At 70.8% G+C, this 23,083-nt stretch carries 20 protein-coding genes; 11 read left to right on the top strand and 9 right to left on the bottom strand.

Annotation, left to right across the window (positions count from 1 at the left end; translation table 11 throughout):
* Window position 1: 1 nt before the first annotated feature.
* From M8445_RS09825 to M8445_RS09800, 6 genes are all read left to right on the top strand, one after another.
* Window positions 2-1,453 (top strand): superoxide dismutase family protein, encoded by a 1,452-nt coding sequence (locus tag M8445_RS09825; RefSeq protein ID WP_420704086.1) that lies wholly within the window; start codon window positions 2-4, stop codon window positions 1,451-1,453.
* A gap of 125 nt (window positions 1,454-1,578) precedes the next feature.
* Complete coding sequence (locus M8445_RS09820) at window positions 1,579-2,517, top strand: ABC transporter ATP-binding protein (protein WP_189063491.1); 939 nt, start codon at window positions 1,579-1,581, stop codon at window positions 2,515-2,517.
* A gap of 43 nt (window positions 2,518-2,560) precedes the next feature.
* Window positions 2,561-3,334, top strand: coding sequence for an ABC transporter permease (locus M8445_RS09815; protein ID WP_273987593.1), 774 nt, complete (start codon window positions 2,561-2,563; stop codon window positions 3,332-3,334).
* Between the two features lie 222 nt (window positions 3,335-3,556).
* Window positions 3,557-4,105 (top strand): hypothetical protein, encoded by a 549-nt coding sequence (locus M8445_RS09810; protein ID WP_273987592.1) that lies wholly within the window; start codon window positions 3,557-3,559, stop codon window positions 4,103-4,105.
* 185 nt (window positions 4,106-4,290) lie between these two features.
* A complete protein-coding gene (locus M8445_RS09805) occupies window positions 4,291-4,710 on the top strand; it encodes a globin domain-containing protein (RefSeq protein WP_273987591.1) in 420 nt (139 codons plus the stop codon).
* Window positions 4,711-4,816: 106 nt separating this feature from the next.
* Window positions 4,817-5,911: a bifunctional 3-deoxy-7-phosphoheptulonate synthase/chorismate mutase gene (locus M8445_RS09800; RefSeq protein ID WP_273987590.1), complete on the top strand. Its 1,095-nt coding sequence runs from the start codon at window positions 4,817-4,819 to the stop codon at window positions 5,909-5,911.
* A 213-nt stretch (window positions 5,912-6,124) separates the two neighbouring features.
* Here the strand turns inward: M8445_RS09800 and M8445_RS09795 are convergent, their stop codons facing one another.
* From M8445_RS09795 to M8445_RS09785, 3 genes are read right to left on the bottom strand one after another with little or no spacing between them, the layout of a single operon-like run.
* The gene (locus M8445_RS09795) at window positions 6,125-6,703 is read right to left on the bottom strand and encodes a 2'-5' RNA ligase family protein (protein WP_273987589.1); all 579 of its coding nucleotides are present in this window, start codon (window positions 6,701-6,703) and stop codon (window positions 6,125-6,127) included.
* On the bottom strand, window positions 6,700-7,356 hold the full coding sequence (locus M8445_RS09790) for a helix-turn-helix transcriptional regulator (protein WP_273987588.1): 657 nt from the start codon (window positions 7,354-7,356) through the stop codon (window positions 6,700-6,702). Before M8445_RS09790 ends, M8445_RS09795 begins: the two co-directional genes overlap by 4 nt.
* Window positions 7,353-8,417, bottom strand: coding sequence for an Mrp/NBP35 family ATP-binding protein (locus M8445_RS09785; RefSeq protein ID WP_273987587.1), 1,065 nt, complete (start codon window positions 8,415-8,417; stop codon window positions 7,353-7,355). The genes M8445_RS09790 and M8445_RS09785 overlap by 4 nt, the downstream gene beginning before the upstream one ends.
* A gap of 142 nt (window positions 8,418-8,559) precedes the next feature.
* Between M8445_RS09785 and M8445_RS09780 the strand changes: the two genes are divergently transcribed.
* The 3 genes from M8445_RS09780 to M8445_RS09770 all read left to right on the top strand — a co-directional run bounded on the left by M8445_RS09780 (window position 8,560) and on the right by M8445_RS09770 (window position 14,034).
* A complete protein-coding gene (locus tag M8445_RS09780) occupies window positions 8,560-10,632 on the top strand; it encodes a PEGA domain-containing protein (RefSeq protein WP_273987586.1) in 2,073 nt (690 codons plus the stop codon).
* Between the two features lie 63 nt (window positions 10,633-10,695).
* Window positions 10,696-12,213: a glutamine-hydrolyzing GMP synthase gene (guaA, locus tag M8445_RS09775; RefSeq protein WP_273987585.1), complete on the top strand. Its 1,518-nt coding sequence runs from the start codon at window positions 10,696-10,698 to the stop codon at window positions 12,211-12,213.
* A gap of 210 nt (window positions 12,214-12,423) precedes the next feature.
* On the top strand, window positions 12,424-14,034 hold the full coding sequence (locus M8445_RS09770) for an HD domain-containing phosphohydrolase (RefSeq protein WP_273987584.1): 1,611 nt from the start codon (window positions 12,424-12,426) through the stop codon (window positions 14,032-14,034).
* 112 nt (window positions 14,035-14,146) lie between these two features.
* Here M8445_RS09770 and M8445_RS09765 read toward each other — a convergent pair whose 3' ends face one another.
* From M8445_RS09765 to M8445_RS09740, 6 genes are read right to left on the bottom strand one after another with little or no spacing between them, the layout of a single operon-like run.
* Entirely contained in the window at window positions 14,147-14,737 is a 591-nt protein-coding gene (locus tag M8445_RS09765; protein ID WP_273987583.1) for a hypothetical protein, read from the bottom strand.
* Window positions 14,738-14,755: 18 nt separating this feature from the next.
* Window positions 14,756-16,087: an ABC transporter permease gene (locus M8445_RS09760; RefSeq protein ID WP_273987582.1), complete on the bottom strand. Its 1,332-nt coding sequence runs from the start codon at window positions 16,085-16,087 to the stop codon at window positions 14,756-14,758.
* Window positions 16,084-16,869 (bottom strand): ABC transporter ATP-binding protein, encoded by a 786-nt coding sequence (locus M8445_RS09755; protein ID WP_273987581.1) that lies wholly within the window; start codon window positions 16,867-16,869, stop codon window positions 16,084-16,086. Before M8445_RS09755 ends, M8445_RS09760 begins: the two co-directional genes overlap by 4 nt.
* Window positions 16,866-18,272, bottom strand: coding sequence for an efflux RND transporter periplasmic adaptor subunit (locus M8445_RS09750; protein ID WP_273987580.1), 1,407 nt, complete (start codon window positions 18,270-18,272; stop codon window positions 16,866-16,868). Before M8445_RS09750 ends, M8445_RS09755 begins: the two co-directional genes overlap by 4 nt.
* Window positions 18,269-19,360 carry a TolC family protein gene (locus M8445_RS09745; protein ID WP_273987579.1) on the bottom strand — a complete coding sequence of 364 codons (1,092 nt, stop codon included), beginning with the start codon at window positions 19,358-19,360 and terminating at the stop codon, window positions 18,269-18,271. Before M8445_RS09745 ends, M8445_RS09750 begins: the two co-directional genes overlap by 4 nt.
* A complete protein-coding gene (locus tag M8445_RS09740; RefSeq protein ID WP_273987578.1) occupies window positions 19,357-20,820 on the bottom strand; it encodes a TolC family protein in 1,464 nt (487 codons plus the stop codon). The genes M8445_RS09745 and M8445_RS09740 overlap by 4 nt, the downstream gene beginning before the upstream one ends.
* Before the next feature lie 163 nt (window positions 20,821-20,983).
* Here M8445_RS09740 and M8445_RS09735 point away from each other — a divergent pair, with 163 nt between their 5' ends.
* Window positions 20,984-21,667 carry a response regulator gene (locus M8445_RS09735; protein WP_273987577.1) on the top strand — a complete coding sequence of 228 codons (684 nt, stop codon included), beginning with the start codon at window positions 20,984-20,986 and terminating at the stop codon, window positions 21,665-21,667.
* Window positions 21,664-23,067 carry a sensor histidine kinase gene (locus tag M8445_RS09730; protein ID WP_273987576.1) on the top strand — a complete coding sequence of 468 codons (1,404 nt, stop codon included), beginning with the start codon at window positions 21,664-21,666 and terminating at the stop codon, window positions 23,065-23,067. Before M8445_RS09735 ends, M8445_RS09730 begins: the two co-directional genes overlap by 4 nt.
* Window positions 23,068-23,083: the final 16 nt, after the last annotated feature.

The following is a 23,083-nucleotide window of genomic DNA, read 5'->3' as shown; positions in this document are numbered from 1 at the left end:
CATGGCGCGCACCTCAACACAGATCACTTCAAGAAAGCGCACCCTGATCACGGCGGCCCTGCTGGGCGGCGCGGCCCTGGCAGGCGCAGGTCTGGCGGGCGGCGCGGGCGTGCCCATGCCTGCGCCCGCCACCACGCCCCTGAAGGCCACGGCGGCCCTGCGCGACCCGGCCGGTCAGGTGCTGGGCACGGCCACCTTCGAGCAGCAGGGTGCGGGCGTGCGGGTCACGGTGGACGTGACCGGCCTAGCGCCCGGCCAGCACGGCCTGCACGTTCATGAGTTCGGGCGCTGCACGCCGGGCGTGGACGCCGCCACGAACACCGTCGTGGCCTTCGGCGGGGCCGGCGGTCACTTTGATCCCGGCATGAGCCGCAACCACGATGACCCCCAGGCGGACAACCACGCGGGTCACGGCGGCGACCTGCCCATGCTGAACGTCGCCGCCGACGGCCGTGGCCGCGCGACCTTCACCACCATGAAACTCAGCCTGACCGGCATGACCGGCAGCCTGAACCGGTCGCTGGTCGTGCACGCCCAGCCTGACGATTACAAGAGCGACCCGGCCGGCATGAGCGGCGCGCGGGAACGCTGCGGGATCGTCACGCGTGACAACTTCAGCGTGCGTGACTACCCGCTGCCCGGCCCGCAGACCTTCCCGGAAGGCGTGGCGGTCGATGCCGCCCGTGGCGTGGCGTACACCGGCAGCGCCGCGACCGGCACCATCTACGCCGTGAACCTGAACAGCGGGGCCGTGTCCACCTTCGCCGAGGGCGGCGGGCAGGGACGCGGGTCCGCGCTGGGCCTGAAGGTGGATGCGCAGGGCCGCGTGTGGGCGGCAGGCGGCGCGAGCGGTACCGTCAGCGTCCTGCGGCCCGACGGGTTCCCGGTCGCGATCCTGAACACCCCCAAATCCCCGAACGCGTACGTGAACGACCTGACGCCCGCCCCGGACGGCAACGTGTACGTCACGGATTCCAGCCGCCCCGTGATCTTCCGGGTCACGCCAGACCTGAAACTGAGTGCGTGGCTGGACCTGAGCGGCACGCCCATCCGGTACGCGCCGGGCGTCAACCTGAACGGCATCGTCGCCACGCCGGACGGCCGGGCGCTGCTGGCCGTGCAGCTGAACACCGGTGACCTGTGGCGCATCGATCTGCGCACGAAGGCCGTGCGGCGCGTCATGACTGGCCTGACGCGCGGTGACGGGCTGCTGCTCGACGGCCGCACCCTGTACGTGGCCCGCAACGCCGAGCAGGTCATCACGAAGGTCAGCCTGAACGCGGACTTCACGGCCGGGCAGATCGTGGCCCAGGAGCCCCTGGCGGGCCTGCGCTTCCCGACGACCCTGGCGGCCGTGGGCGGCGACCTGATCGTCCCGCAGGGCCAGCTGGACAAGTTGCAGGGCGGCACGCCCGAAACGCCGTTCCGCCTGACCCGCTTCAAGAAATTCTGATCTGATCCGCGCCCACCCTGATTCAGGCCGGTCCTGTCAATCTCCCCCCACGGGAAACCCCCTCGTGGGGGGGCTATGAGTGACATGTAAGACGCAGGTGTAGACGCTTGGGTTAGGCTGTGCGGGTGACGAAGCAAGGTGCGCCAGCTATTCCGGCCATTGAGGTCCGGGGGCTGTACAAGAAATACGGCCAGAACAGTGTCCTGGAGGACGTGTACCTGACCGTGAAGCCCGGTGAGGTGTACGCCCTGACCGGGCCGAACGGTGCAGGTAAAACCACCCTGATCCGGACCATGACCGGCCTTGCCTTCCCCACGGACGGCGAGGTACGGCTACTGGGCCGGGACGTGCATACCGACGGGCAGCGCGCCCGCGCCTACCTGGGCGCGGTCGTGGAGGCCCCCGCGAAGTTCTACCCGCAGTTCACGGGCACGCAGAACCTGCAGGTGCACGCGAACCTGTCGGCCATGGCTCCGGGCGGCCGCAAGATCAGCCGCGACCGTATCCGCGAGGTGCTGGCTCTGCTGGAACTGACCCGCATGGCCGACCGGCGCGTGCAGGAGTACTCGCTGGGGCAGCGGCAACGGCTGGGCGTGGCGAGCGCCATGCTGGCCGAACCCAAGGTCCTGATCCTGGACGAACCCACCAGCGGCCTTGATCCGCTGGGCATCGGCCTGATCCACCGGATCGTGACCAGTCTGGCCACCAGCGGCTGCGCGGTCGTCCTGAGCACCCACCACCTGCGCGAGATCGCCACGTACGCGCATACAGTCGGCATCCTGACCGGCGGGCGACTGGTGGACACCGTGGACCTGCGCGCCCGGCAGGCCGCGTACCGCTTCCGGGTGGACGACCCGGTCGGCGCGGCCGCCGTGCTCGAGCGCCTGCCGTTCGTGCGCAGGGTCAGTACACGCACGCCGTACGCCATCGCGCACCTGGGCGGCGAATCCCGCGTGCCCGACGCCCTGTCGCACCTGAGCGCCGAGGGTATCCGGGTGTTCGAGGCCAGCCCGGACCACTTCGACCTGTACGAGTACTACCGCGAACGCGTGGAGCAAGCCTGATGACCCCTGACCTGACCCAAGACCGTACCGGCCGGGTGAGCGCATGCTGACCCTGCTGTCCCTGGAGTTCCGCAAGCTGTTCGGGGCGCGCAGCGTCCACCTGGCTCTGCTGGTCACGTTCCTGATGCCGCTGCTGTGGGCGTTTGCGCCGCGCCTGAGCGCCCTGATTCAGGTCAATCTGGTCAGCGGGTGGCAACTGCCGGCCGTGAGTATCGGCGTGACCATCGGGTACCTGCTGCCGCTGTTCATTGCAGTGACGGTCGCCGAGATGATCGGTTCGGAAGTCGCGCAGGGCACCCTGGCCCCGCTGCTGCTGCGCCCCGTGGACCGCACCAAGGTCATTGCCAGCAAACTGATCACGGCCCTGTCGTACCCCTTCCTGCTGATCCTGACCACGGTGCTGGGCTCGCTGCTGGCCGGCATTCCCCTGGGCTTCGGGACGTTCACGGGCGGCACCGGGCTGGGGCCGGGCCTGTTCGTGGGTGTGGGTCAACTCACCAGCGACGCCGCCTTCGCCGAGGTGCTGCGCGGCTCGCTGCTGGCCGGCGTGGTCCTGATGCCCATCGCGGCGCTGTCACTGCTGTTCGGGGTGCTGTACCTGAACACCGCCGCCGCCGCCCTGGCGACCTTCGCGGCGCTGATCGTCATGCGCCTGCTGGTCGTACTGCCCGAAACCATTCAGCGCATCCTGCTGACCAGCCACCTGGGCCTGTACGTGCAGCAGGGCGACATCACGCAGTCGCTGGTGCTGCTGCTGATCTACACCGCCGGCTTCGGCCTGATGAGCATCTTCGCCTTCGACCGCCGCGACGTGTAATCCACGGAATACCCACGTGCATCCGCGCGCGCCGCTTCCAGCCCGGCACTCCTGTTCAGGAGTGCCGGGTTTGCGTTCCGGCAACCGGCGGGGCTGCGCTATGGTGCGCTCCGCCGCGCACGCCCGGACGACGAACAGGCCCCCGGCGTCACGGCCCACCGATGTCATGGCTCATGGCCTTCGGCCCTTCCCTCTTCCGTTCTCTTATTCATGAGGTTCCCCATGCTGCGAGTCACCCACCTGCTTCCCTTCCTGGCGCTGCTCAGCGCCCCCGCTCTGGCCGCTCAACCCAGGGCGCAGCAGATCGCCGTGTTCAAGGTCTCTGCCCTGGGCCGCGCGAACGTCACGCCGACCGCGCTGATGGCCGCTCAGGTCACGCCGGAAACACTGACCATTCCCGCCGATTACCTGTACAAACGCGACCTGCGCGTGCAGGCCTACGACCTGGACGCCTTCCTGAAGGCCCGCATTCCGGACGTCGAGCAACTGGCGGCCAGCGGCGCGCAGATCATGTTCTGGTGCCGGGATGGGTACGCGCCCACCGCGAAACTCTCGGACGTGCTGGGGCAGGGCGGCCTGATCGCCGTTGCCGACGCAGACGCCCCCGCCGGAGTGCAGTGGCCCGACGCACCGTACAAGAACACGGTCCTGAAAGCCCCGGAAATCGGGAACTACGTGGTGTGGCGCCGCGCGCAGTTCCCCGCCAGGCCGCAGCCGTGGGGCCTGGACACTATCTACATCCTGCCCGCCAGCGCCGTCCTGAAAAAGTAAGAGGGACTCCGGTTGAATGGTTTTGCAACCATTCAACACGAGCGGATGCGAGTGGGAGCTGAGGAGGATTCCGGGAGTGGAGTTGGCAACCCGGTGCATTGGCGGGTTGTCAACGAAACGGACGGAGTCCGTAGAAGAGGGAGGACCACCCTGCGCCGGTCGCGTTCAGGCGCTAATGTGCAGGCATGACGGCTCCCCTCTCGCTGACCACGGGCGGCAGCCTGTACGACCGGATCGGGCCAGAGGCCCTGGCCGAACTGGTGTCCCGCTTCTACGATTTCGTGGCCCGGGAGCCGCTGCTGACGCCGATCTTCCCGGCGGACCTGACCCTGACGGCCGAGAAGCAACTGGCGTTCCTGAGCGGCTTTCTGGGCGGCCCGCCGCTGTACCACGAGCGGTTCGGACATCCGCGCCTGCGGGCGCGGCACCTGCCGTTCCCGATCACTCCGGCGCGCGCGCAGGCGTGGCTGGCATGCATGCGGGCCGCGCTGGACGCCACACCTGCGATCAGTGCGGCCGACGGGCAGGAGCTGTTCACGGCGCTGTCGCGGGTGGCGGCGCACATGGTGAACACGCCAGCGCAGGCGGGTGCAGCGGACGCCTGACCGGCGGCTTCCGGAACAGTGCCGGGGGCCGTAACTTGGACAACTCTTTGCATTTGACTAGTAGGGTTCGTGCGCGTTCATGGACCCGTTTTCTACACTGCGCAGCATGACCCAGTCGCAACCCAACATCGAAACCCTCCGCGCCGAGGTCGATTCGATCAACCGTGAACTCCTGACCCTGCTGTCCCGCCGGGGCGAAGTCGTCGCGCAGATCGGTCACGCCAAGACGCAGGAAGGGCGCCCCAACCACTACGACCCGGCCCGCGAAGAAAAACAGCTCAAGGAAGTCGAGGCCCTGAACCCCGGCCCGTTCACCGGGGCGGCCGTGAAGGCGATCTTCAAGGAGATCTTCAAGGCCAGCCTCGCGCTGGAAGAAAGCAACGACAAGAAGCAGCTGCTGGTCTCCCGCAAGGTCAAGAGCGACGACACCGTACTGGACATCGACGGTGTGCGCATCGGCGGGGATTCCGCGCCCATCATCATCGCCGGGCCGTGCAGCATCGAGAGTGAAGAGCAGATGGAGCAGACGGCCACGTACCTGGCCGGCAAGGGCATCAAGATCCTGCGCGGCGGCGCGTACAAGCCCCGCACCAGCCCCTACGGCTTCCAGGGCATGGGCGTGGACGGCCTGATCATCGGGAACCGCGTGGCCAAGGAGCACGGCATGCTGTTCATCACGGAAGTCATGGACACCCGCGACGTGGAGATCGTCGCCGAGTACGCCGACATCCTTCAGGTCGGGGCGCGCAACATGCATAACTTCGCGCTGCTGCGCGAGGTGGGCCGCGCCCGCCGCCCGGTGCTGCTCAAGCGTGGCCTGAGCGCCACCATCGAGGAGTGGCTGTACGCCGCCGAGTACATCCTCTCGGAAGGCAACAACGAGGTCATCCTGTGCGAGCGCGGCATCCGCACGTACGAGAAGTGGACCCGCAACACCCTGGACCTAAGCGCCGTGGCCATCGCCAAGCAGGAAACGCACCTCCCGGTGATCGTGGACGTCACGCACGCTGCCGGCCGCCGCGACCTGCTGATCCCCCTGGCGAAAGCCGCGCTGGCCGTGGGCGCCGACGGCATTCACGTGGAAGTGCACCCCAGCCCCGCCACCGCCCTGAGCGACAACGAGCAGCAGCTGGACTTCGCCGGGTACGACAAGTTCAGCGACGCGCTGGCCAGCATGCTGAAACTGCCCGCCACCGTCTGATACGGACTCCGATGGAATGGTTTGCAAAAACCGTTCCATCCGAGCGGACGCGAGCAGGAGAGAAACGGGTTCCGGGCGTGGAGTTAGCAACCCGGTGCTGTCCCGGGTTGTTAACGAAACAGACGGAATCCGTATGATACGGACCCTGACTACGCCACTCTGAAAGCGCCCGCCCGGTCAAGATGCCGGGCGGGCGTTTTGCGTGGCGCGAGCTCAGCTGGGCGCGGCTTCACGGGTGTGGCGGGTGTCGGTGGGAGGGCCGGTCAGCGGGAAGGTGTGGAGTTCCTGCACCTCGCCGCGTTCCTCGCGGGTCAGGCTCAGGGCCTGCACGCTGAAACTGGTCACGGGCGGCTCGCACTGCTGCACCTCGTTCCAGAGGTACCCGGCCGCCCAGGGCAGCACGCCCAGCGCGAGGGTCAGGTGCGGGCGGTACAGGTCGCCGTCGTACTGGGCGCGGCTGGACGGCCCGACCTGCAGGCAGCGTTCGTGCAGGTCCCGCAGGTCGCTGCTCAGGTGGCACTCCAGGAAGATCACTCCCTGAAGTTGTTTCCAGCCCTTGACCTGCACGGTCAGTTCGCTCTGGCCGCGCAGCGCCTCCCGGCACGCCCGGACGAGTTCCGGGCCGCTCAGGGGCGTCTGGAAGGGCGCGCGGAGGTTCAGGTGCGGCAGGCCGAACCCGCTGACGTTCAGGCGTTTCTGGGTGCGGCGCATCCAGGTGTCCAGCGCTTCGGGGGGCCACGCGACGATGGAGTGCAGCGCGCCGGGTGCGGGGTCGGCCCTGGGCGTGGTCATGAAGTGGGCGGACCGACCCGGTAGCGGCAGTTGCCCTGCCCGCAGGCCATGCGGGTTTCGCGTTCCACCGGGACGCCCAGCAGCGCGGCGTACAGGGTTTTCTCGGCCGTGCACAGCTGCGCGTACTGCCGCGCGACGGTCAGGTTCGGGCAGTTGCGCTGCGTGAAGTACCACTGCTCGCCTTCCTGGTGGACCACGGCGTCGAAGCCGTGCCGGTTCAGGCGGTTGACGAGGCCCTGCACGCGCTCTCCCAGCGGCAGGTTGGCCGGGACGTCCTGCTCGAAGTGCGAGATGATCTCGTTGTTACGGGCGTCCAGTACTTTCAGGACGGCGCCCTCGCCGAACAGACCCTCGATGTGCCGCAGGACGTCCACGCACAGGCTGGAGTACGTTTTCGGGAAGGCGGCCTCGCCGCGCTCGGTCAGCACGAATACGTGCTGGGGTCGGCCCCGCCCGCCGGGACGCTCGGTGCGCGCCTCGATCAGCCCCTGCTCCTGCAGGTCGCACAGGTGCCGGCGGGCCGCCGGGACGCTGACCTCCAGTCCCTGCGCGAGGTCCTGCGCGGTCTGCGGGCCGTGACGTTTCACGAGTTCCAGCAGGCGGGTCTTGGTGCGTTCCGGCGGGGCGGGTGGGGGGGCGGCCAGGGCGGTCATACGATGGTGAGTTGATCGGGCAGGTCGGCCAGGGACTGCGACAGGGCGCGGACGCTGACCTGCCCGGCGAGATTGCGGGCCACCTGGATCAGAGCCTGGGCGGCCGCCGAGTCCGGGTGGGCCAGGACGGCCGGGGTGCCCCGGTCGCTGTCCTGGCGCACGTCGATGTCGATGGGCACCTCGCCCAGCAGCAGGTACTCCTCGCCCAGTTTGCGGCTGCCGCCCCGGCCGAACAGGTCGTAGGTGTGCCCGGTGTCGGGCGCCACGAAGTAACTCATGTTCTCCACGATGCCCAGCACGGGCACGCTGGCCTTGCGGAACATGTCGATGGCGCGGGCCGCGTCGATCAGCGCGACGTCCTGCGGGGTGGTGACGATCACGGCGCCCGTGACCTGAATGGTCTGCGTAAGCGAGAGCTGCACGTCCCCGGTGCCCGGGGGCAGGTCCACGATCAGGTAGTCGAGTTCACCCCAGGCGGCGTCTTTCAGGAACTGCTGCACGGCCGAGTGCAGCATCGGGCCGCGCCACACCAGCGCCTGACCGGCCGGCGAGAGGTTGGCCATGGACACGAATTTCACGCCGTGCGCCTCGATGGGCTGCATCTTGCGTTCCGCGTTCGCGGTAACTTTCGCGCCGCCCTGCCCCATCATGTGCGCCACGCTGGGGCCGTACACGTCGGCGTCCAGCAGGCCCACGCGCGCGCCGTCCCGGGCGAGGCTGGCGGCGACGTTCACAGAGACGCTGCTTTTGCCCACGCCGCCCTTGCCACTGCCGATCAGCAGGACGTGTTTCACGCCGGGCAGGGCCGGCTGGGCAGGGGGGCGCACCATGGCCCCAAAGGTCACGTTGACGCTGGTCACGCCGGGGACGGCCATGACCGCCTCGCGGACGTCGCCCTCGATCTTGCCTTTCAGGGGGCAGGCGGGCGTGGTGAGGTTGACCTTCACGCTGGCCACACCCGCCTCGACACTGGCCTGCTCGATCATGCCGAGGGAAACGAGGTCACGGTGGAGTTCCGGATCATTCACGGTGCTCAGGGCGGCCATCACGGCTTCACGCATACCCCGCAATTAGTAGCGCATACGCGGGGGCGCGGCAAGCCACGCCGTCACAGTACGCTCATGCGGCCCGTGCCTGCGCACTCACGGCGCGGCCGGTGAAGCGCGCGTGTAGGCGGGCGCAGAGGCCCGTATACTGACCGGCGTGAAGCCCATAGGCCCTTACGTGGCCGCCCGCGAACTGCCGGGCCGGACAGGCAGTCCGGTCCGCACGCTGCGCGCCACGGACCGACTGACGGGCATGCCGGTGCTGCTGCACGTGCTGCCCTACCCGCTGACCCTGCCGGACCTGCCGGACCACCCGGCCCTGCTGCCCGTCGTGGACAGCGGCATGGACGGCGATCAGGCGTACGTGGTGACCGAGTTACCCCTGCAGGCCCGCCCCGCCGACGACGCCCTGCTGACCGCGCGCGGCGCGCTGGCGGCCCTGAGCGCCCTGCACGAGCGCGGCCTGACGCACGGCGGCCTGAACGCCGCACAACTCTGGAGCGTGGACGGCCGCGTGCTGCTGGCCGGGGCTGGCCTGCCCTGGGGCGGCGACCCGCTGCCCAGCGACGACCTGTACGCGCTGGGCGTGCTGCTGGCCGGCATGGGCACCCTGCCGGCCGCGCTGCGCCCCCTGACCGAGCAGCCCGGTCACCTGAGCGCCGCCGCCGCCCTGGCCCGCCTGAACAGTGAGCAGGCCGCCCGCCCGGCCCTGCAACAGGCCGTGCAACCCCAGGCCCAGGTGGTGCAGGCCCAGGCAGTGCAGGCCCAGGCAGTGCAGGAAGCCAGACCCGCACAGGCGTGGCCGCAAGCTCCGACCACCACCGCGACCACCCCCGCCGACGCGGCCCCTCCTGAACCGCAGCCGCCGTTGCGGCGTGGTCGGGGTAACTCCAGACGCGGGCGGCCGGAACAGACGGACGCGGACGCCTCTCCCCCCCCTGCCCCGGTCAATCCTGCCCCGGTCAGTCCTGCCGCGCCCATGCCCACGCCGGCCGCGCCGGAACTGCCCGTGATGGACTGGTCGGCAGCACCGGCCCTGCACGACGGGTCTCTCATCGTGCTGGGCGAGGGCGGCGACGAAACGGCCGACGACGCGCCCGTTGAGCCGGCTCCCGTGACACCCGACCCGGTCACCCCTGATCCAGTCGCGCCTGACCCGGTGACCCCTGATCCTGGAACCGCTGATCCCGGAAACGCTGCTCCCAGCGCACCTGACCCTGCCGTGCGTGACCCTGTCGCACCCACCCCGGTCACGGCCAGCCCAGTGGCAGCCGGGGCGGCCGTGACGGATCCGGGCGCGCCGGAAACCCCGCAGGAGCGGCGGCGACGGCAGAACGAGGAGCGGCGCGCGCAGGCGATTCTGGACGCGCAGGCGGCGGCGGCGCGTAAGGCCGAGCGCCTGCGGGCCGAGCGGGCGCAGCGACTGGCCGACGGTGGCGGTCAGGACGCCCCCATTCAGATCGGGGGTGGGCCGGTGGGGGCCGGGCAGGGTCCGGTCCTGGGCGGGGATGACCTGCCCGCCTGGGACGGCCCGCCCGTGGACGTGGACGGTGAGGCCCCGCCGCGCCCGACGCTGCGGATGCGGGACGTGGACCGCCTGCCGCCGGGCCTGCGCCGCGAGCCGCTGCTGGAACCCGACCCGGAACCGGCCCCCACGCGCCTCCCGGCCCGCCGCGCGCCGGGCGACCCGATCCGGATCGGCTGGGACGAGGATGAGTCCTGGCGGGTGGTGCGCGAGGCTCCCGCCGCGCCGGAACGGACGCGGCCCCGCCTGCCCCGCTGGACGCTGCTGGTGGTCGCGGCCGCGCTGCTGCTGGGCGGGGTGTGGTGGGCGCTGGGGGCCCTGCCCGACCGTGTGCCCGCCCAGCAGGGCAGCCCGCAGCTGGTCACGCCCGCCGTGGAAAGCGCCGCGCAGACCGGCAGTGGGACTGGCAATGCGGCGGGTAACGTGGCGGGCAGCGACTCCAGCAGCGCCGGCGGCTCCGCGTGCTGCCCGGTCGAGTTCCGGCTGGTGGGCGCGCAGGGGCGCACGGTGGGCCTGACGGTGGAGGCCGCGCCGCCCGGAGCGAACCTCACGCCGGGCGAGTCGCTGGGCCGCGCGCCGGGTACCGTGCAGTTTCCGCTGGCGGGCACGTACCGCCTGCGCACCAGCGTCAGCGGGTACGCGCCGGCCAGTCTGAGCGTCACGGTGCCACGCGCTGCGCCGCTGACCATCGACCTGAGCAACTGATACGGACTCCGCTGGGTATGGGAGTCCCGTATTCCCGTAAGTCCGTGTGACACAATCAGGGTGATGAGCGTTGTCATTCTGGATTTCGGCAGTCAATTCACGCGTCTGATCGCGCGGCGGTTCCGTGAACTCGGGGCGTACAGCGTGATCCTTCCCGGCAGCGCGCCGCTGGAACGCATCCTGCGGGAGAACCCGCAGGGGATCGTCCTGTCGGGCGGCCCGAGCAGCGTGTATGACGAGAACGCCCCGAAGCCCGCGCCGGGCGTGCTGGAACTGGACATCCCGGTGCTGGGCGTGTGCTACGGCATGCAGTTCTTGGCGCAGCAGGCAGGCGGCGACGTGAAACGCGCCGGGAAACGCGAGTACGGCAAGGCCGACCTGACGGAGTACGGCGGGCAGCTGTTCGCCGGGATTCAGGGGGAGTTCGTCGCCTGGATGAGTCACAGTGACTCGGTCACGAAACTCCCGGACGGGTACGAGGTCGTCGCGCGGACCGCCGACACGCCCGTCACGGCCATCGAGAATGCGGTCACGCGCCGTTACGGCGTGCAGTTCCACCCGGAAGTGGTGCACACCCCCAAGGGCGGGCAACTGCTGGGCAACTTCCTGGAGATCTGCGGCGTCACGCGCGACTGGAACGCCGAGCACATCATCGACGAACTGATCGACGGCGTGCGCACGCAGGTCGGGGACGGCCGGGTGCTGCTGGCCATCAGCGGCGGCGTGGATTCCAGCACGCTGGGTCTGCTGCTCGCGAAAGCGGTAGGCGAGCGGCTGACCGCCGTGTTCATCGATCACGGGCTGCTGCGCCTGGGTGAGCGCGAACAGGTCGAGGCGGCCCTGCGGCCCCTGGGCGTGAACCTGATCACCGTGGACGCCCGCGCCGAATTTATGGCCGCGCTGGACGGCGTATCGGACCCCGAGCAGAAGCGCAAGATCATCGGCCGGGAATTCATCCGCGCCTTCGAACGTGAGGCCCGCACGCACGGTCCGTTCGACTTCCTGGCGCAGGGCACCCTGTACCCGGACGTGATCGAGTCCGCCGGGGGCGAGGGCGCCGCGAACATCAAGAGCCACCACAACGTGGGCGGCCTGCCGGACGACCTGGCGTTCAAGCTGGTCGAGCCGTTCCGCACGCTGTTCAAGGACGAGGTCCGCGAGATCGCGCGCCTGCTGGGCCTGCCGGACGCCGTGCGCATGCGTCACCCCTTCCCCGGCCCGGCCCTGGCGATCCGCTGCCTGGGCGCGATCAGCGAGGAGAAACTGGACATCCTGCGCCGCGTGGACGACATCTTCATCAGTGGCCTGCGTGAGTTCGGGCTGTACGACGGGTGCTCGCAGGCGCTGGCGATCCTCACGCCGATCCAGTCGGTAGGCGTGATGGGTGACGAGCGCACGTACTCGTTCACGGCGGCGCTGAGGGCCGTCACCACCGACGACTTCATGACCGCCGAGTGGGCGAGATTGCCCTACGACTTCCTGGCGACCATGAGTAACCGCATCGTGAATCAGGTGCACGAGATCAACCGCGTGGTGTACGACATCACGGGCAAACCCCCGGCGACCATCGAGTGGGAATGACGCCCCGCACCTGATCCTTCCTGCCTCCCCCGGCCCCCGCGCCGGGGGTCGTGCTTTCTGATGCCGGGCATACCTCTACTGTGCATACCTCTACTGGGCATACGTATGCTGGGGGGGAATGGTGCGCGGCAGGTCAGTCGCGCTAGCGTGAGGTATGGCACACCTGCGTCGCCGGCAACCACCCCGGCGATCCCAGCACGGGCGGGCCGCGTGACCCGCGACCCACTGCTCTCCGGCCTGCCGGAGACACTCCGGCCCGCGCTGGAAGCGCAGGCGCTGGTGCTGCTCACGCAGTCCAGCAGCGACATGTTCGAACGCTGCGCGCAGCTGGCGCTGGACATCACCGGAGCGGGCACGGCGCTGGTCCTGCTGTACCGCCCCGAGCACGACGAACTGGAAGTCGTGGCCGCTGCCGGAGAGAACCGGCAGGGCGCGCCGGGATTCCGCCTGCCGCGCGGGCAGGGGCTGGCGTGGCGGGTGGTGCAGTCGGGTCAGGCGACCCTGATTCCCCGCACGGACCAGGACCCACAGACGGTGTACGTGTCGGGAAGGCCACTCCCGCACACGTACCTGGGCGTGCCGCTGCTGGACCCCGAAGGGCAACTGCTGGGCGTGCTGTCCGTGAACCGGCTGGCGCAGGGCACGCAGTTCGGGAGCGGTGAGGCGCAGGCCCTGACCCTGCTGGGACAGGCGGCCAGCGTGGCGTACTCACGCACGCGGGCGCTGGAGGACGCGCAGCGCGCCGCACGGCAGTTCGAGCAGCTGGCAGAGCTGTCGGCGGAACTCGCGGACCTCAGCAGCCCCGAGGAGATCGGACAGCGGGCCCTGCGGACGCTGGTGGACCTCTCGGGCTTCACGGTGGGCGCGGTCGTCATGCTGAGCGACGCGCGCGAGGTGCAGCTGTCCGTGCTGGAAGGCCACCCGCTGGGTCAGGCGGCCATGCGGGCTGTCCTGACCGCCAGCCGCCCTGCACCGAGCGGCCTGATCGGGGAGGTGCTGCGCACGGGCCGCTCGCAGGCCGCAGAGGATTACCAGTCGTGGCCAGCGCGGCGCACGGACCTCCCGAACGTGTTCACGGGTCTCGCCGCGCCGCTGCGGGTGGGCAGCCGGGTGGTGGGCGTGGTCATGCTCGTGCATCTGGTGCAGCGCGTGCCGGTGCCGGGGGCGCTGGTCACGCTGCTGGACACGGTCGCGCAGCGGATCAGTCAGGCACTCGACCGGGCCGCAAGCGTCGAGCACCTGCACGCCACGCGCGAGGCGGCGCTGCGCACCCTGGGCCGCATGCTCGAAAGCCGCGACGGGGACACCTTCGGGCACACTGACCGCGTGACCACGCTGGCCCTGCGGCTGGGCGAGCGACTGGAACTGAACGAGGCACAGTGCCAGCACCTGCGCTGGGGCGCGTACCTGCACGACATCGGGAAGGTCGCGGTGGACGACCGCCTGCTGCGCAAGACGGGTCCCCTCACGCCGGCGGAACGCGAGGCGATGCAGTGGCATGTCGAAATCGGGGACCAGCTGCTGCGCGAGGAGGTGTTCGTGCCGCGCGAGGTGCGCGAGGTCGTCCGGCACCACCACGAGCGCTGGGACGGCGGCGGGCACCCGGACCGGCTGGCAGGACCGGACATTCCGCTGCTCGCGCGGATCTTCAGCGTCGCGGACGTATTCGACGCGCTGATCAGCCCCCGCCCCTACAAACCGGCCTGGACAGCGCAGGCGGCCGCCGACACGCTCCTGGAACAGTCCGGACGGCAGTTCGATCCGGCCGTGGTCCAGATGTTCCTGAACGTGCTGCGAGAAGACGGCCTGCTGGACGGGTAATCCGGACAGGTGTCTGTCGCGTTGCCATGTCAGGCAGGAGGCCCCCACCCGCCGAACGGTGAGGGCCTCCTGCCTGGACAGCGGCTTGTTAATTGACCGCCCGGAATCCGTCTTACTTCTTCTTCAGGAGGGCCACGTAGGCCTTCAGCTGGTCGGCCAGGCGGTCCTGCTTGAAGGGGTTGAACTGGCCGGGCTGACCCTGCGCGCCCTGGCCGCCGCTGCGGTTGCCGCCCAGCGCTCCCAGGCCGCCGGGCAGGCCGGGAATGCGGGCTCCGGCGGTCTGGCCGCCACCCTGGGCGCTCTGACGCTGGGCGCGCTGGGCTTCGCGTTCCTTCTCGGCTTTCAGGAACAGGCCGTCCAGGGCCGTGAGTTGCTTGCTGGTCAGGATCTTATCCTCGATCTGCGTGAGGTACTTCCCGGCGTCGTTGGGCTGCACGGCCGCCGCCTTCTGAAGGGTAGTCAGGATGGGCAGCAGTTGCGCGGCCTGCGCCTTGCTCAGGGCCGTGGCCCTGTTCTTCTCGAGGTCCGGGAGCAAGCGCACGGTCTGCGCGAGGTCCGTGATGGGCTGCATGGCCTTCAGGCGGGCCTGCATTTCCGGGGTCATCTGACGCTGTCCGGTCTGCTGCGCCGAGGCGGCGCCGACGGTCAGGGCGGTCAGGGTGAGGGCGGCGGGAACAAGGGCGGTGCGGGTGAATGTGTTCATGGTGGATCTCCTTGAGGGTTACTCGTAACGCAGTGAATCGACGGGGTCGAGGCGGGCGGCGCGGGCGGCCGGGTAGTACCCGAAGAACACGCCGACCAGGGCGCTGAACAGGAACGCGACGATCATGGGAGTGGCGCTGAACACCGGGGCGATTCCGGCGAGGTTCCCCAGGTACGCCACGCCCACGCCGAGCAGCATGCCGATCACGCCGCCGCCGATGGACAGCAGGCTGGCCTCGACCAGGAACTGCGTGAGGATGTCGCGCGGCTTGGCGCCCAGGGCCTTGCGGACGCCGATCTCGCGGGTGCGTTCCGTGACGGACACCAGCATGATGTTCATGATGCCGATGCCGCCGACCAGCAGGCTGATCCCGGCGATCGCGCCGACGAGCAGGGTCAGGGTGCCCGTCACGCTGCTGAGGCTGGCGAGGCTGTCCGCCTGGTTCTGCACCTGGAAGTCCAGGTTGTCCGGGTCGGTCTGATCGTGGCGGGTGCTGAGCAGGTCGGTCACGTCCGCCTGCAGCGCGGTCAGGTCGTCGGCGCTGACCGCCTGGAGGTAGACGCTGCTGACGGTGGGTTCGCCGCCCGCGCTGTTGGTGCGCGAGAAGCGTTGCAGGTACGTGCCCAGCGGGATGAGCACCTGACTGTTGGCATTCCCGAAGCCAGTGGCACCCTTGTCGGGCAGCACGCCGGTCACGGTGAAGGACACGCTGCCCAGCCTGACCTTCTGCCCGATGGCCTGATCGGGCGCAGCGTCCTCGCCCCACAGATCGGTCAGGACCTGATGGCCGATCACGGCGACGCGTTTGCGGCTCTTGTTGTCGGCGTCCGTGAAGTACGCGCCGGTCTCGACGGGGCTGTTGCGCACCGTTTCGTAGGCGGGCCAGGTGCCGAGCACGCTGGCCTGGGTGTTCGCGCTGCCCAGTTTGGCCTGCACGGAGCTGTTCACGGTGGGGGCCACGCCCCCCACGCGGTCCGGGAAGGCGGTGGCCAGGGCCTCGGCGTCCTCGACGGTGATGGTCTGGCGGGGGCCGCTGCGGACCAGGCTGCCGCCGCCGCCCCCACGGGCGCTCTGCACGGTCAGCAGGTTGGTGCCCAGGCTCTCGAGGTTCTTCGTGACGCCGGCGGTACTGCCCTGCCCGATGGCGGTCAGGGCGACAACGGCGGCCACGCCGATAATCACGCCCAGCGCCGTCAGGACCGAGCGTAGCGGGGTGCCCACGATGGCGCGCCACGCGATGGTGAACGCGCCGCCCAGGCCGATGCCGCCCCCCCGCCGGGGAGCCGGAGTGGCGGCCGGTACGGCGGTCTGAGCAGCGGGCTTCCCGGCGGGCTGATCGGCGGCCGTCACGGCTGACCCCCGCTGGGCGCCGCGCCGGACTGGTGGCCGGACTGCTGGGCGGGCGAGTGGTGGGTCATGGACGTGCGGGGCGTCTGGCGGCGGTCGGATTCGATCACTCCGTCACGCACGCGGATCACGCGCTGCGCGTACGCGCCGATGTCGTCCTCGTGCGTGACGATCACGACGGTGGTGCCCTCGGCGTGCAGGGCGCTGAACAGACCCATGACCTCCTCGCTGGTGCGGGTGTCGAGGTTCCCGGTGGGTTCGTCGGCCAGCAGCAGGCGCGGGCTGCCGGCCAGGGCGCGGGCGACCGCCACGCGCTGTTTCTGCCCGCCGCTGATCTGGCTGGGCAGGTTGCGGGCCTTGTCGGCCAGTCCCACGCGCGCCAGGACCTGCATGGCCCGCTCGCGGCGTTCGCGGGGCGGCACGCCGGCGTACGTGAGGGGCACCTCGACGTTCTCGACGAGGCTCAGGCGCGGCAGCAGGTGAAAGGCCTGAAAGACGAAGCCGATGTCGGTGTTGCGGGCCTCGGCGCGTTCGTTCTCGCTGAGGGTGGTCACGTCCCGCCCGGCCAGCCGGTACGAGCCGCTGCTAGGCCGGTCGAGCAGGCCGATGACCTGCATCAGGGTGGTCTTGCCGCTGCCGGACGGTCCCATCAGGGCGACCATCTCGCCCTGCGCGATCTGCACGCTGACGCCCTTCAGGGCCTCGAAGATCACGTCGCCCTGCTCGTACACCTTGCGCACGTCGCGGATGTCCACGACCGGCCCGGCGGTCTGCGCGGCACTCACGGAGCGCCCCCGCCGAAGCCGCCGGCGGGCGGACCGCCGGTCCCGAAACCGCCCTGGCTGTTCTGGCGGTTCCCACTGCCGCTGCCCGTGCCACTGCCCGTACCGGTGGCGCTGCGGGCCGCGCCGGGCACGACGACCTGCTGCCCGGCTTCCAGGCCGCTGGTGACGACCGTGTTCGTGCCGTCGGTCGCGCCGGTCTCGACCCGCACCGGCTCGTCTGCGGCGTCCCCGGCGGCGCCCTCGGCGGTGGGCAGCTGCACGTAACTGCGGCCCCGCACGGTCTGAATGGCCTTGCTGGGCACCAGCAGGCCGGATTCCTCGCTCTGGATGATCTCGGCCTCGGCGGTCATGCCCGAGCGCAGCTGACCGTCGGGGTTGGGCAACTGCACGGTGGCGGTGAACACGCTGATGCCGCTGCTGGCGGTCGCGCCGGGCGAGACGCGCACGACCTTGCCGGTGAAGGTCTGCCCGTCGAAGGCGTCCAGGGTCACCTCGGCGCTCTGGCCGGCCTTCACGCCGGCGATCTCGGTCTCGTCGATCTGCACGGGCAGGTTCAGGGTGCTGTCATCCAGGACGGTCAGGATGGTCGCGCCGCTGTTCACGACGGTGCCCTCGGTGGCGGTGACGGTGCTGATCACCCCGGTGATGGGGGCGTACACCTTCAGGTCCGCGCGGTCCTGCTGAGCGGCTTCCAGGCTGTCCTGCGCCTGCTGCACGGCGATCTGCTGGCTGCGCAGGTTCTGCGTGTCGCTGGCGCCGCCCGTGCTGGCCTGCGTCTGCGCGGCGCTGAGGCTGGCGCGGGCGCTGTCCACGGTCTGCTGCGCTTTCAGGACGGCCGACTGCGCGTCCGCCAGGGCCGAGGCGCTGAGCGCCCCGATGGCCGCCAGTTGCCGCTGGCCGTCCAGGGTGCGCTGGGCGTCCGTGAGGGCCTGCTGCGCCTGCGTCAGGGTGTTCTGCGCGCCGGTGGCGCTGCTCTGGCGCTGCGCGGCGCTGCTGGCCTGCGAGGCGCGCGTGGCGTCCAGTCCGGCGCGGGCCTTGTCGAGGTTCAGCTGCGCCGCCGCCACGTTCTGCTCGACCGTGTCGCTGATGAGGGTGGTGATCAGCTGCCCCCTCGTGACGCGCTCGCCGACCGCCGGGACCGCGCCGACCGTGGCGGTCAGGTCCGCGCCGACCGTGCGGGTCTGCGCGGCTTCCAGCGTGCCGGGACCACTGACGGATACGCGGATCACGCCCTGCTGCGCGCGGGCGGTGCTGGTCGTGGCGACGGCCTGGGTGGAGTCGGCGCTGCGGGCGCGGTACGCGACGGTCCCGCCGACCGCGCCGATCAGCAGTAGACCGCCCACGATCCACGGCCAGCGGGCGCGGCGGGCCGGGCGGTCCGTGCGCATGGACGCGGCGCTCACAGGGTGCCCCCCAGGCCGGTCAGGTTCTGCCCGGCGGCGACGGACAGCGCGGCCAGCGCCTCGGTCACGTTGTTCTGCGCCTGCAGGCGACTGAACTGCGCTTTTTTCAGGGTCAGCTGCGTGCTCTGCAACTCGACGGCGCTGATGGTGCCGCTTTTCAGGCGGGCGGCGTCCTGCGTGTATGTTTTCTGCGCGGCGGCCTCGCGGCTGTGCGCGACGCTCAGCAGTTCGGCGGCGTTCTGCGCGTTCTGGTAGGCGCTGGCCAGGGCCTGCTGCGCGTTCCTGCCAGCGGTGTCGGCGCTGCGCTGCGCGTTCGCCAGGGCGGTCCGGGCGTCCTGCAGGGTCCGGGCGGGCGTGAAGTCGTTGTCGGCGAGTTTCACGGTCAGTTGCGCGCTGCTCAGGTCACCGGCGGCGCTCACGAGGCTGCTCAGGGCACTCAGGTTGCCCTGCAGGCCGCTCAGGGTGGCGCCGAGTTTGGGGGCCGTGATGACGCTGCCCGCGCGGACGCTGCTGCCCAGGCCGCTCAGCGTGCCGAGTTTCGCGGCGGCGAGGTTCACCTGCGCGCGGGCGTCGGCCAGGGTCTGCTGGCTGCCGCTCAGGGTGTTCTGCGCGTTCTGCACGTCCAGGGCGGTGGCGTTCCCGATGCCCAGTTTCACCTGCGCGACCTGCACGGCCTTCTGGTCCACCTGGGTCTGCAGGGTCTGGAGTTCCACGTTCTCCTGCGCTTCAAGCAGGGCGTTGTACGCGCCGATGGCGTTCTGGATCGCGCCGAGTTTCGCGCCGCGCAACGTGGCCTGGGCCAGCGTCTCGGCGTTCTTCGCGTTCAGTTTCCCGGCGACCAGGGTGGCCGGGTCGGCCTGCGCGGCGCGGCTGGCGGCCTGCGCCTTGATCAGATTGGCCTGCGCGGTGTTCACGTCGGCCCCAGTCTTCAGGGCGGCGGTCACGGCCGTGCCGCCACTGATGGTCTGCGCGGCACTCTGCGCGCTGGCGGCCGGGGCGACGGCCAGCAGCAGCGCGGCGCTCAGCAGGTGCAGGCGGCGGGGGTGGAAGGCGCGGGGGTGGGCGAGCGTGGGGGTGGGGTGCGTCATTGGGGGCCTCCGGCGGCGTTGTCGAGTTGAATCAGGGTGGTCTGGGCGCTCAGGCGGGCGGACAGCAGGTCACGCTGCGCCTGCGCGAGGGTCAGTTCGGCGCTCTGCACGTCGTCGGGGGTGGCGGTGCCGGCCTGCACGCGGGCCTGCGCGGTCGCAAGTTGCTGCTGCGCGACCTGCACCTGCGTCTGGCGGGTCTGCACGGCGGTCAGGGCCTGCTGCGCGGCGATGAAGCGGCTGCGGACATCGAGTTCCACGTTCTGCTGCGCGACGGTCAGGGACAGCGCGGCCTGCGTCACGGACGCCTGATCGGCGCTGAGGCTGGCCTTCTGGGCCGGGGAGTACACGACGTACGAGCCGCTGAGGCTGGCGGTCAGGCGGCCCCCACTGCTGCCAGAGGTGCTGCTGCTGCTGCTGCCGACCGGCACGCTGTAGGCGCTGCTCAGGGTGCCCTGCTTCAGGTTCAGGCTGGTGCTGAGCGTCCCGGCGCTGCCGCCGCCGTAGCCGACGCTGGCGGTCAGGTCCGGCAGGGTCGCGTCCCGCTGGGCCGTGTCCAGGGTGTCCTGCGCGGCGGCCAGGGTGTTCTGCGCGGTGATCACGTCGGCGTGGCCGGTACGGGCGCGGGCGACCAGGGCACTCACGTCCGGCAGGGTCAGGGTCGCCTGGGCAGGGGGGCTGAAGGTCACGCGGCCCAGGCTGACGCCCAGCGCGGATTCCAGGGTGCGCTGCGCGGTGTCCAGGGTGCCCTGCGCCTGCGCGGCGGCCGACTGCGCCGCCTGCAGGGCGGCCTGCGCGCTCAGGACGGCCTCGGGCGCGGCGTTCCCGGCGGCGTCCTGCGCCTGCGCCACCTGCAACTGCCGGGCGCGCAGCGCGGCCGTCTGCGCGCTGATCTGCAGGTCCTGCGTGGCCAGCACGGCGTCGAAGTACGCCTGCGTGACGTTCAGGCGGGCGCTGCGCTGCGTTTCCTGTAGCGTCGCGCGGGCCAGCGCGAGGCTGCGTTCCGAGGCGCGCAGGCTGCTCTGGTTGTTCGACCAGGGCAGCAGGCCCAGGCTGACGCTGACCCCGGCGTTCCCGCTCAGGCTGGAGGCGGTCGTGGTGGCCGTGCCGTCACTGGCGGTACCCGCGCCGCTGCCCACGTAACTGGCGTTGCCGTTCACGCTGACGGTCAGGCCCAGGGCGCTGCGGGCCGCCTCAAGGTTCTGCTGCGCGACCTGCACGCTCAGGGCGGCGCGGGTCACGCTGGGTGCGCCGGCCAGTTGCGCATACGCCTGTTCCAGCGTGTAGGTCTGGGTAGCGGTGGGCTGGGGCGCCGGCGCCTGGGTCGTAGCAGGGGTCGTGGCAGGCGGCGCGGCCGGCGTGGCCTGCGCCAGTGCAGGGCCGGATGCCAGTGCCAGCGCGGCACTCAGGGCCAGGGCCAGCGGCAGGCCCCGGCGGAACGGATGGGCAGGAGGCAGGTTCATGCCCCGAGTGTGCTGGCCGCCCACGAAGACTCCGCGCAGCCTTTATGAAGATTCGTCGAAGAAGGCTCTGGCGCGTGCAGCACGTCACTGGCGCCGGAAAGTGGCGGTCAGGGCCGCGCGGGCACTTCGTCTGACCTTCACGCGCCTCACCTACCATACGGCCATGAATGCCCTGATCCTGATTGTCGAGGACGAACCGCAACTGGCCGAGGTGCTCGAAGCCTACGCCCGGCAGGAAGGCTACCGCACCGAACGGGCTGCCGACGGCAACGCCGCCCTGCACGCCTTCCGCGCCCTGAACCCGGACCTGATCCTGCTGGACATCATGCTGCCCGGCCGCAGCGGACTGGACGTGCTGCGTACCGTGCGCGGCGACGGCGCGACCCCCGTGATCCTGGTCACGGCCCGCGCCGAGGAGACCGATCAGATCGTGGGCCTGGAACTCGGCGCGGACGATTACGTCGTCAAGCCGTTCCGGCCGCGCGAGGTGATGGCGCGCGTGCGGGCCGTACTGCGCCGCGCCGGAGCCACGCCGGACGACACGGAACGACCCGTGCGGGTCGGGCCGCTGGAAGTGGACCGCCGGGGCTTCGTGGCCCGCGTGGACGGCGAGGTCCTGAACCTCACGCCCGCCGAATTCCGGCTGCTGTCGCAACTGGCCGAATCGCCGGGCCGGGCCTTCTCGCGCGAGGAACTGCTCGCGGCGGCCCTGCCCGACAGTGACGCCCTGGAACGCGTGGTAGACGCCCACCTGGCCAGCGTGCGCCGCAAACTGGAAGCTGCGAACGCCAGCGGCCTGCTGCACACCGTGCGCGGCGTGGGCTACCGCCTGGAAGCCGGCGCGTGACCCCCTCCCCCACGGGCGTGCCCCCCACCTCCGGGCGCCGCTGGGCGTGGCAGCGCACCCGCCGCCCGCTGGCCGTCACGCTGCTGCTGGCGATGCTGCTGGTGGTGGGCGTGTCGGTGGGCAGCGTGCTGGTGTTCTCGAACCTGGTCGTGCAGCGACAGGTGGACCGCCTGCCCGAGGACATCAAGCTCGCCATGCGCGAGCGGCAGGAGGCCCTGCAACGCGGCGAGGTGATCGTCCCGACGCCGCCCGTGCCGGAAATCCGTACCGGGATGATCGTGGACCCCTTCCTGGAACCCGGTCAGAGCAGCCCGGACGTGAACGGCACCGTGAAACTCCCGACCGGCGAGAACGCCCGGGTCGAGCAGGGCCGCCGGCCGCGCGGACTGCGGGACCAGCCGCGCGATCAGTCGAACCGCTCGCAGGATTTCGTGCGGGACATACAGCGCAGCCTCGTGCAGGTGGGAGTGCTCGCCGTGACGGCCGCAGCGCTGCTGGCGTGGCTGCTGGCGCGGCGGATCGCGCAGCCGGTATCGGCGGTGTCGCGCGCGGCGTCCCGGCTGGCCGGCGGTGACCTGAGCGCCCGCGCGCCCATGCAGACCAGCGAGCGTGAAATGGCGGCCCTGGCGCAGAGTTTCAACGAGATGGCCGAGAACCTGCAACTGCTGGAGCAGGAGCGGCAGCAGGCAGTCGCGGATATCGCCCATGAGCTGCGCACCCCCATCGCGGTCATGCAGGCCCGCCTGGACGCCCTGGAAGACGGCGTGTACCCGCTGAACACCGAGCAGATCACGCTGCTGAGCACGCAAACGCAACTGCTGACCCGGCTGGTCGGGGACCTGCGCACCATCACGCTCGCCGAGGGCGGCAAACTGGCCCTGGACCCCTGCCCGCTGGACCTGGGCACCCTGGGCCGGGATGTGGTGGGCGACCTCCAGGACCGCGCAGCGGCGCGCGGCGTGCTGCTCAGCGTGCAAGCGGCCGAAACCCTGATTCACGGGGACCCGGTGCGGGTGCGGCAGATCACGACCAACCTCGTGGACAACGCCCTGCGGCACGCGCGCAGCCGCGTCAGCGTGCAGATCGAGGCGGTGCAGGGGCAGGCGCTGCTGCACGTCGAGGACGACGGCCCCGGCGTTCCCGAGGACAGCCGCGAGGCGGTGTTCACGCGCTTCACGCGCCTGGACGGCAGCCGCACCCGCGACACCGGCGGCAGCGGGCTGGGACTGGCGATCGTGCGGGCCCTGGCCGCCGCGCACGGCGGAGCGGCGCACCTGTCCGGCAGCGCCAGCCTGGGCGGCGCGCGCTTCACCGTGACCATCCCCGTCCTGAACAGCGCCGCCCAGAATGCCGTGCCGACCCCCTCCACACTGACCGGCACGCCCTCCCGCCCAGCCTGATACGGACTCGGATTGA

This window comes from Deinococcus aquaticus (assembly GCF_028622095.1).
Taxonomy (GTDB): Bacteria; Deinococcota; Deinococci; order Deinococcales; family Deinococcaceae; genus Deinococcus; species Deinococcus aquaticus.
The sequence above is the reverse complement of the archived record's forward strand: the minus strand, read 5'-3'. Positions and strand labels throughout refer to the sequence as shown.

What these genes read in the sequence shown, in the direction of transcription:
- M8445_RS09785 (WP_273987587.1), bottom strand. Translation starts at nt 8,417, where the DNA reads ATGCGTGAAGCCGTGATGGCCGCCCTGAGCACCGTGAATGATCCGGAA.
- M8445_RS09790 (WP_273987588.1), bottom strand. Translation starts at nt 7,356, where the DNA reads ATGACCGCCCTGGCCGCCCCCCCACCCGCCCCGCCGGAACGCACCAAG.
- M8445_RS09800 (WP_273987590.1), top strand. Translation starts at nt 4,817, where the DNA reads ATGACCCAGTCGCAACCCAACATCGAAACCCTCCGCGCCGAGGTCGAT.
- M8445_RS09735 (WP_273987577.1), top strand. Translation starts at nt 20,984, where the DNA reads ATGAATGCCCTGATCCTGATTGTCGAGGACGAACCGCAACTGGCCGAG.
- M8445_RS09805 (WP_273987591.1), top strand. Translation starts at nt 4,291, where the DNA reads ATGACGGCTCCCCTCTCGCTGACCACGGGCGGCAGCCTGTACGACCGG.
- M8445_RS09745 (WP_273987579.1), bottom strand. Translation starts at nt 19,360, where the DNA reads ATGACGCACCCCACCCCCACGCTCGCCCACCCCCGCGCCTTCCACCCC.
- M8445_RS09825 (WP_420704086.1), top strand. Translation starts at nt 2, where the DNA reads ATGGCGCGCACCTCAACACAGATCACTTCAAGAAAGCGCACCCTGATC.
- M8445_RS09815 (WP_273987593.1), top strand. Translation starts at nt 2,561, where the DNA reads ATGCTGACCCTGCTGTCCCTGGAGTTCCGCAAGCTGTTCGGGGCGCGC.
- M8445_RS09795 (WP_273987589.1), bottom strand. Translation starts at nt 6,703, where the DNA reads ATGACCACGCCCAGGGCCGACCCCGCACCCGGCGCGCTGCACTCCATC.
- M8445_RS09740 (WP_273987578.1), bottom strand. Translation starts at nt 20,820, where the DNA reads ATGAACCTGCCTCCTGCCCATCCGTTCCGCCGGGGCCTGCCGCTGGCC.
- guaA (WP_273987585.1), top strand. Translation starts at nt 10,696, where the DNA reads ATGAGCGTTGTCATTCTGGATTTCGGCAGTCAATTCACGCGTCTGATC.
- M8445_RS09810 (WP_273987592.1), top strand. Translation starts at nt 3,557, where the DNA reads ATGCTGCGAGTCACCCACCTGCTTCCCTTCCTGGCGCTGCTCAGCGCC.
- M8445_RS09765 (WP_273987583.1), bottom strand. Translation starts at nt 14,737, where the DNA reads ATGAACACATTCACCCGCACCGCCCTTGTTCCCGCCGCCCTCACCCTG.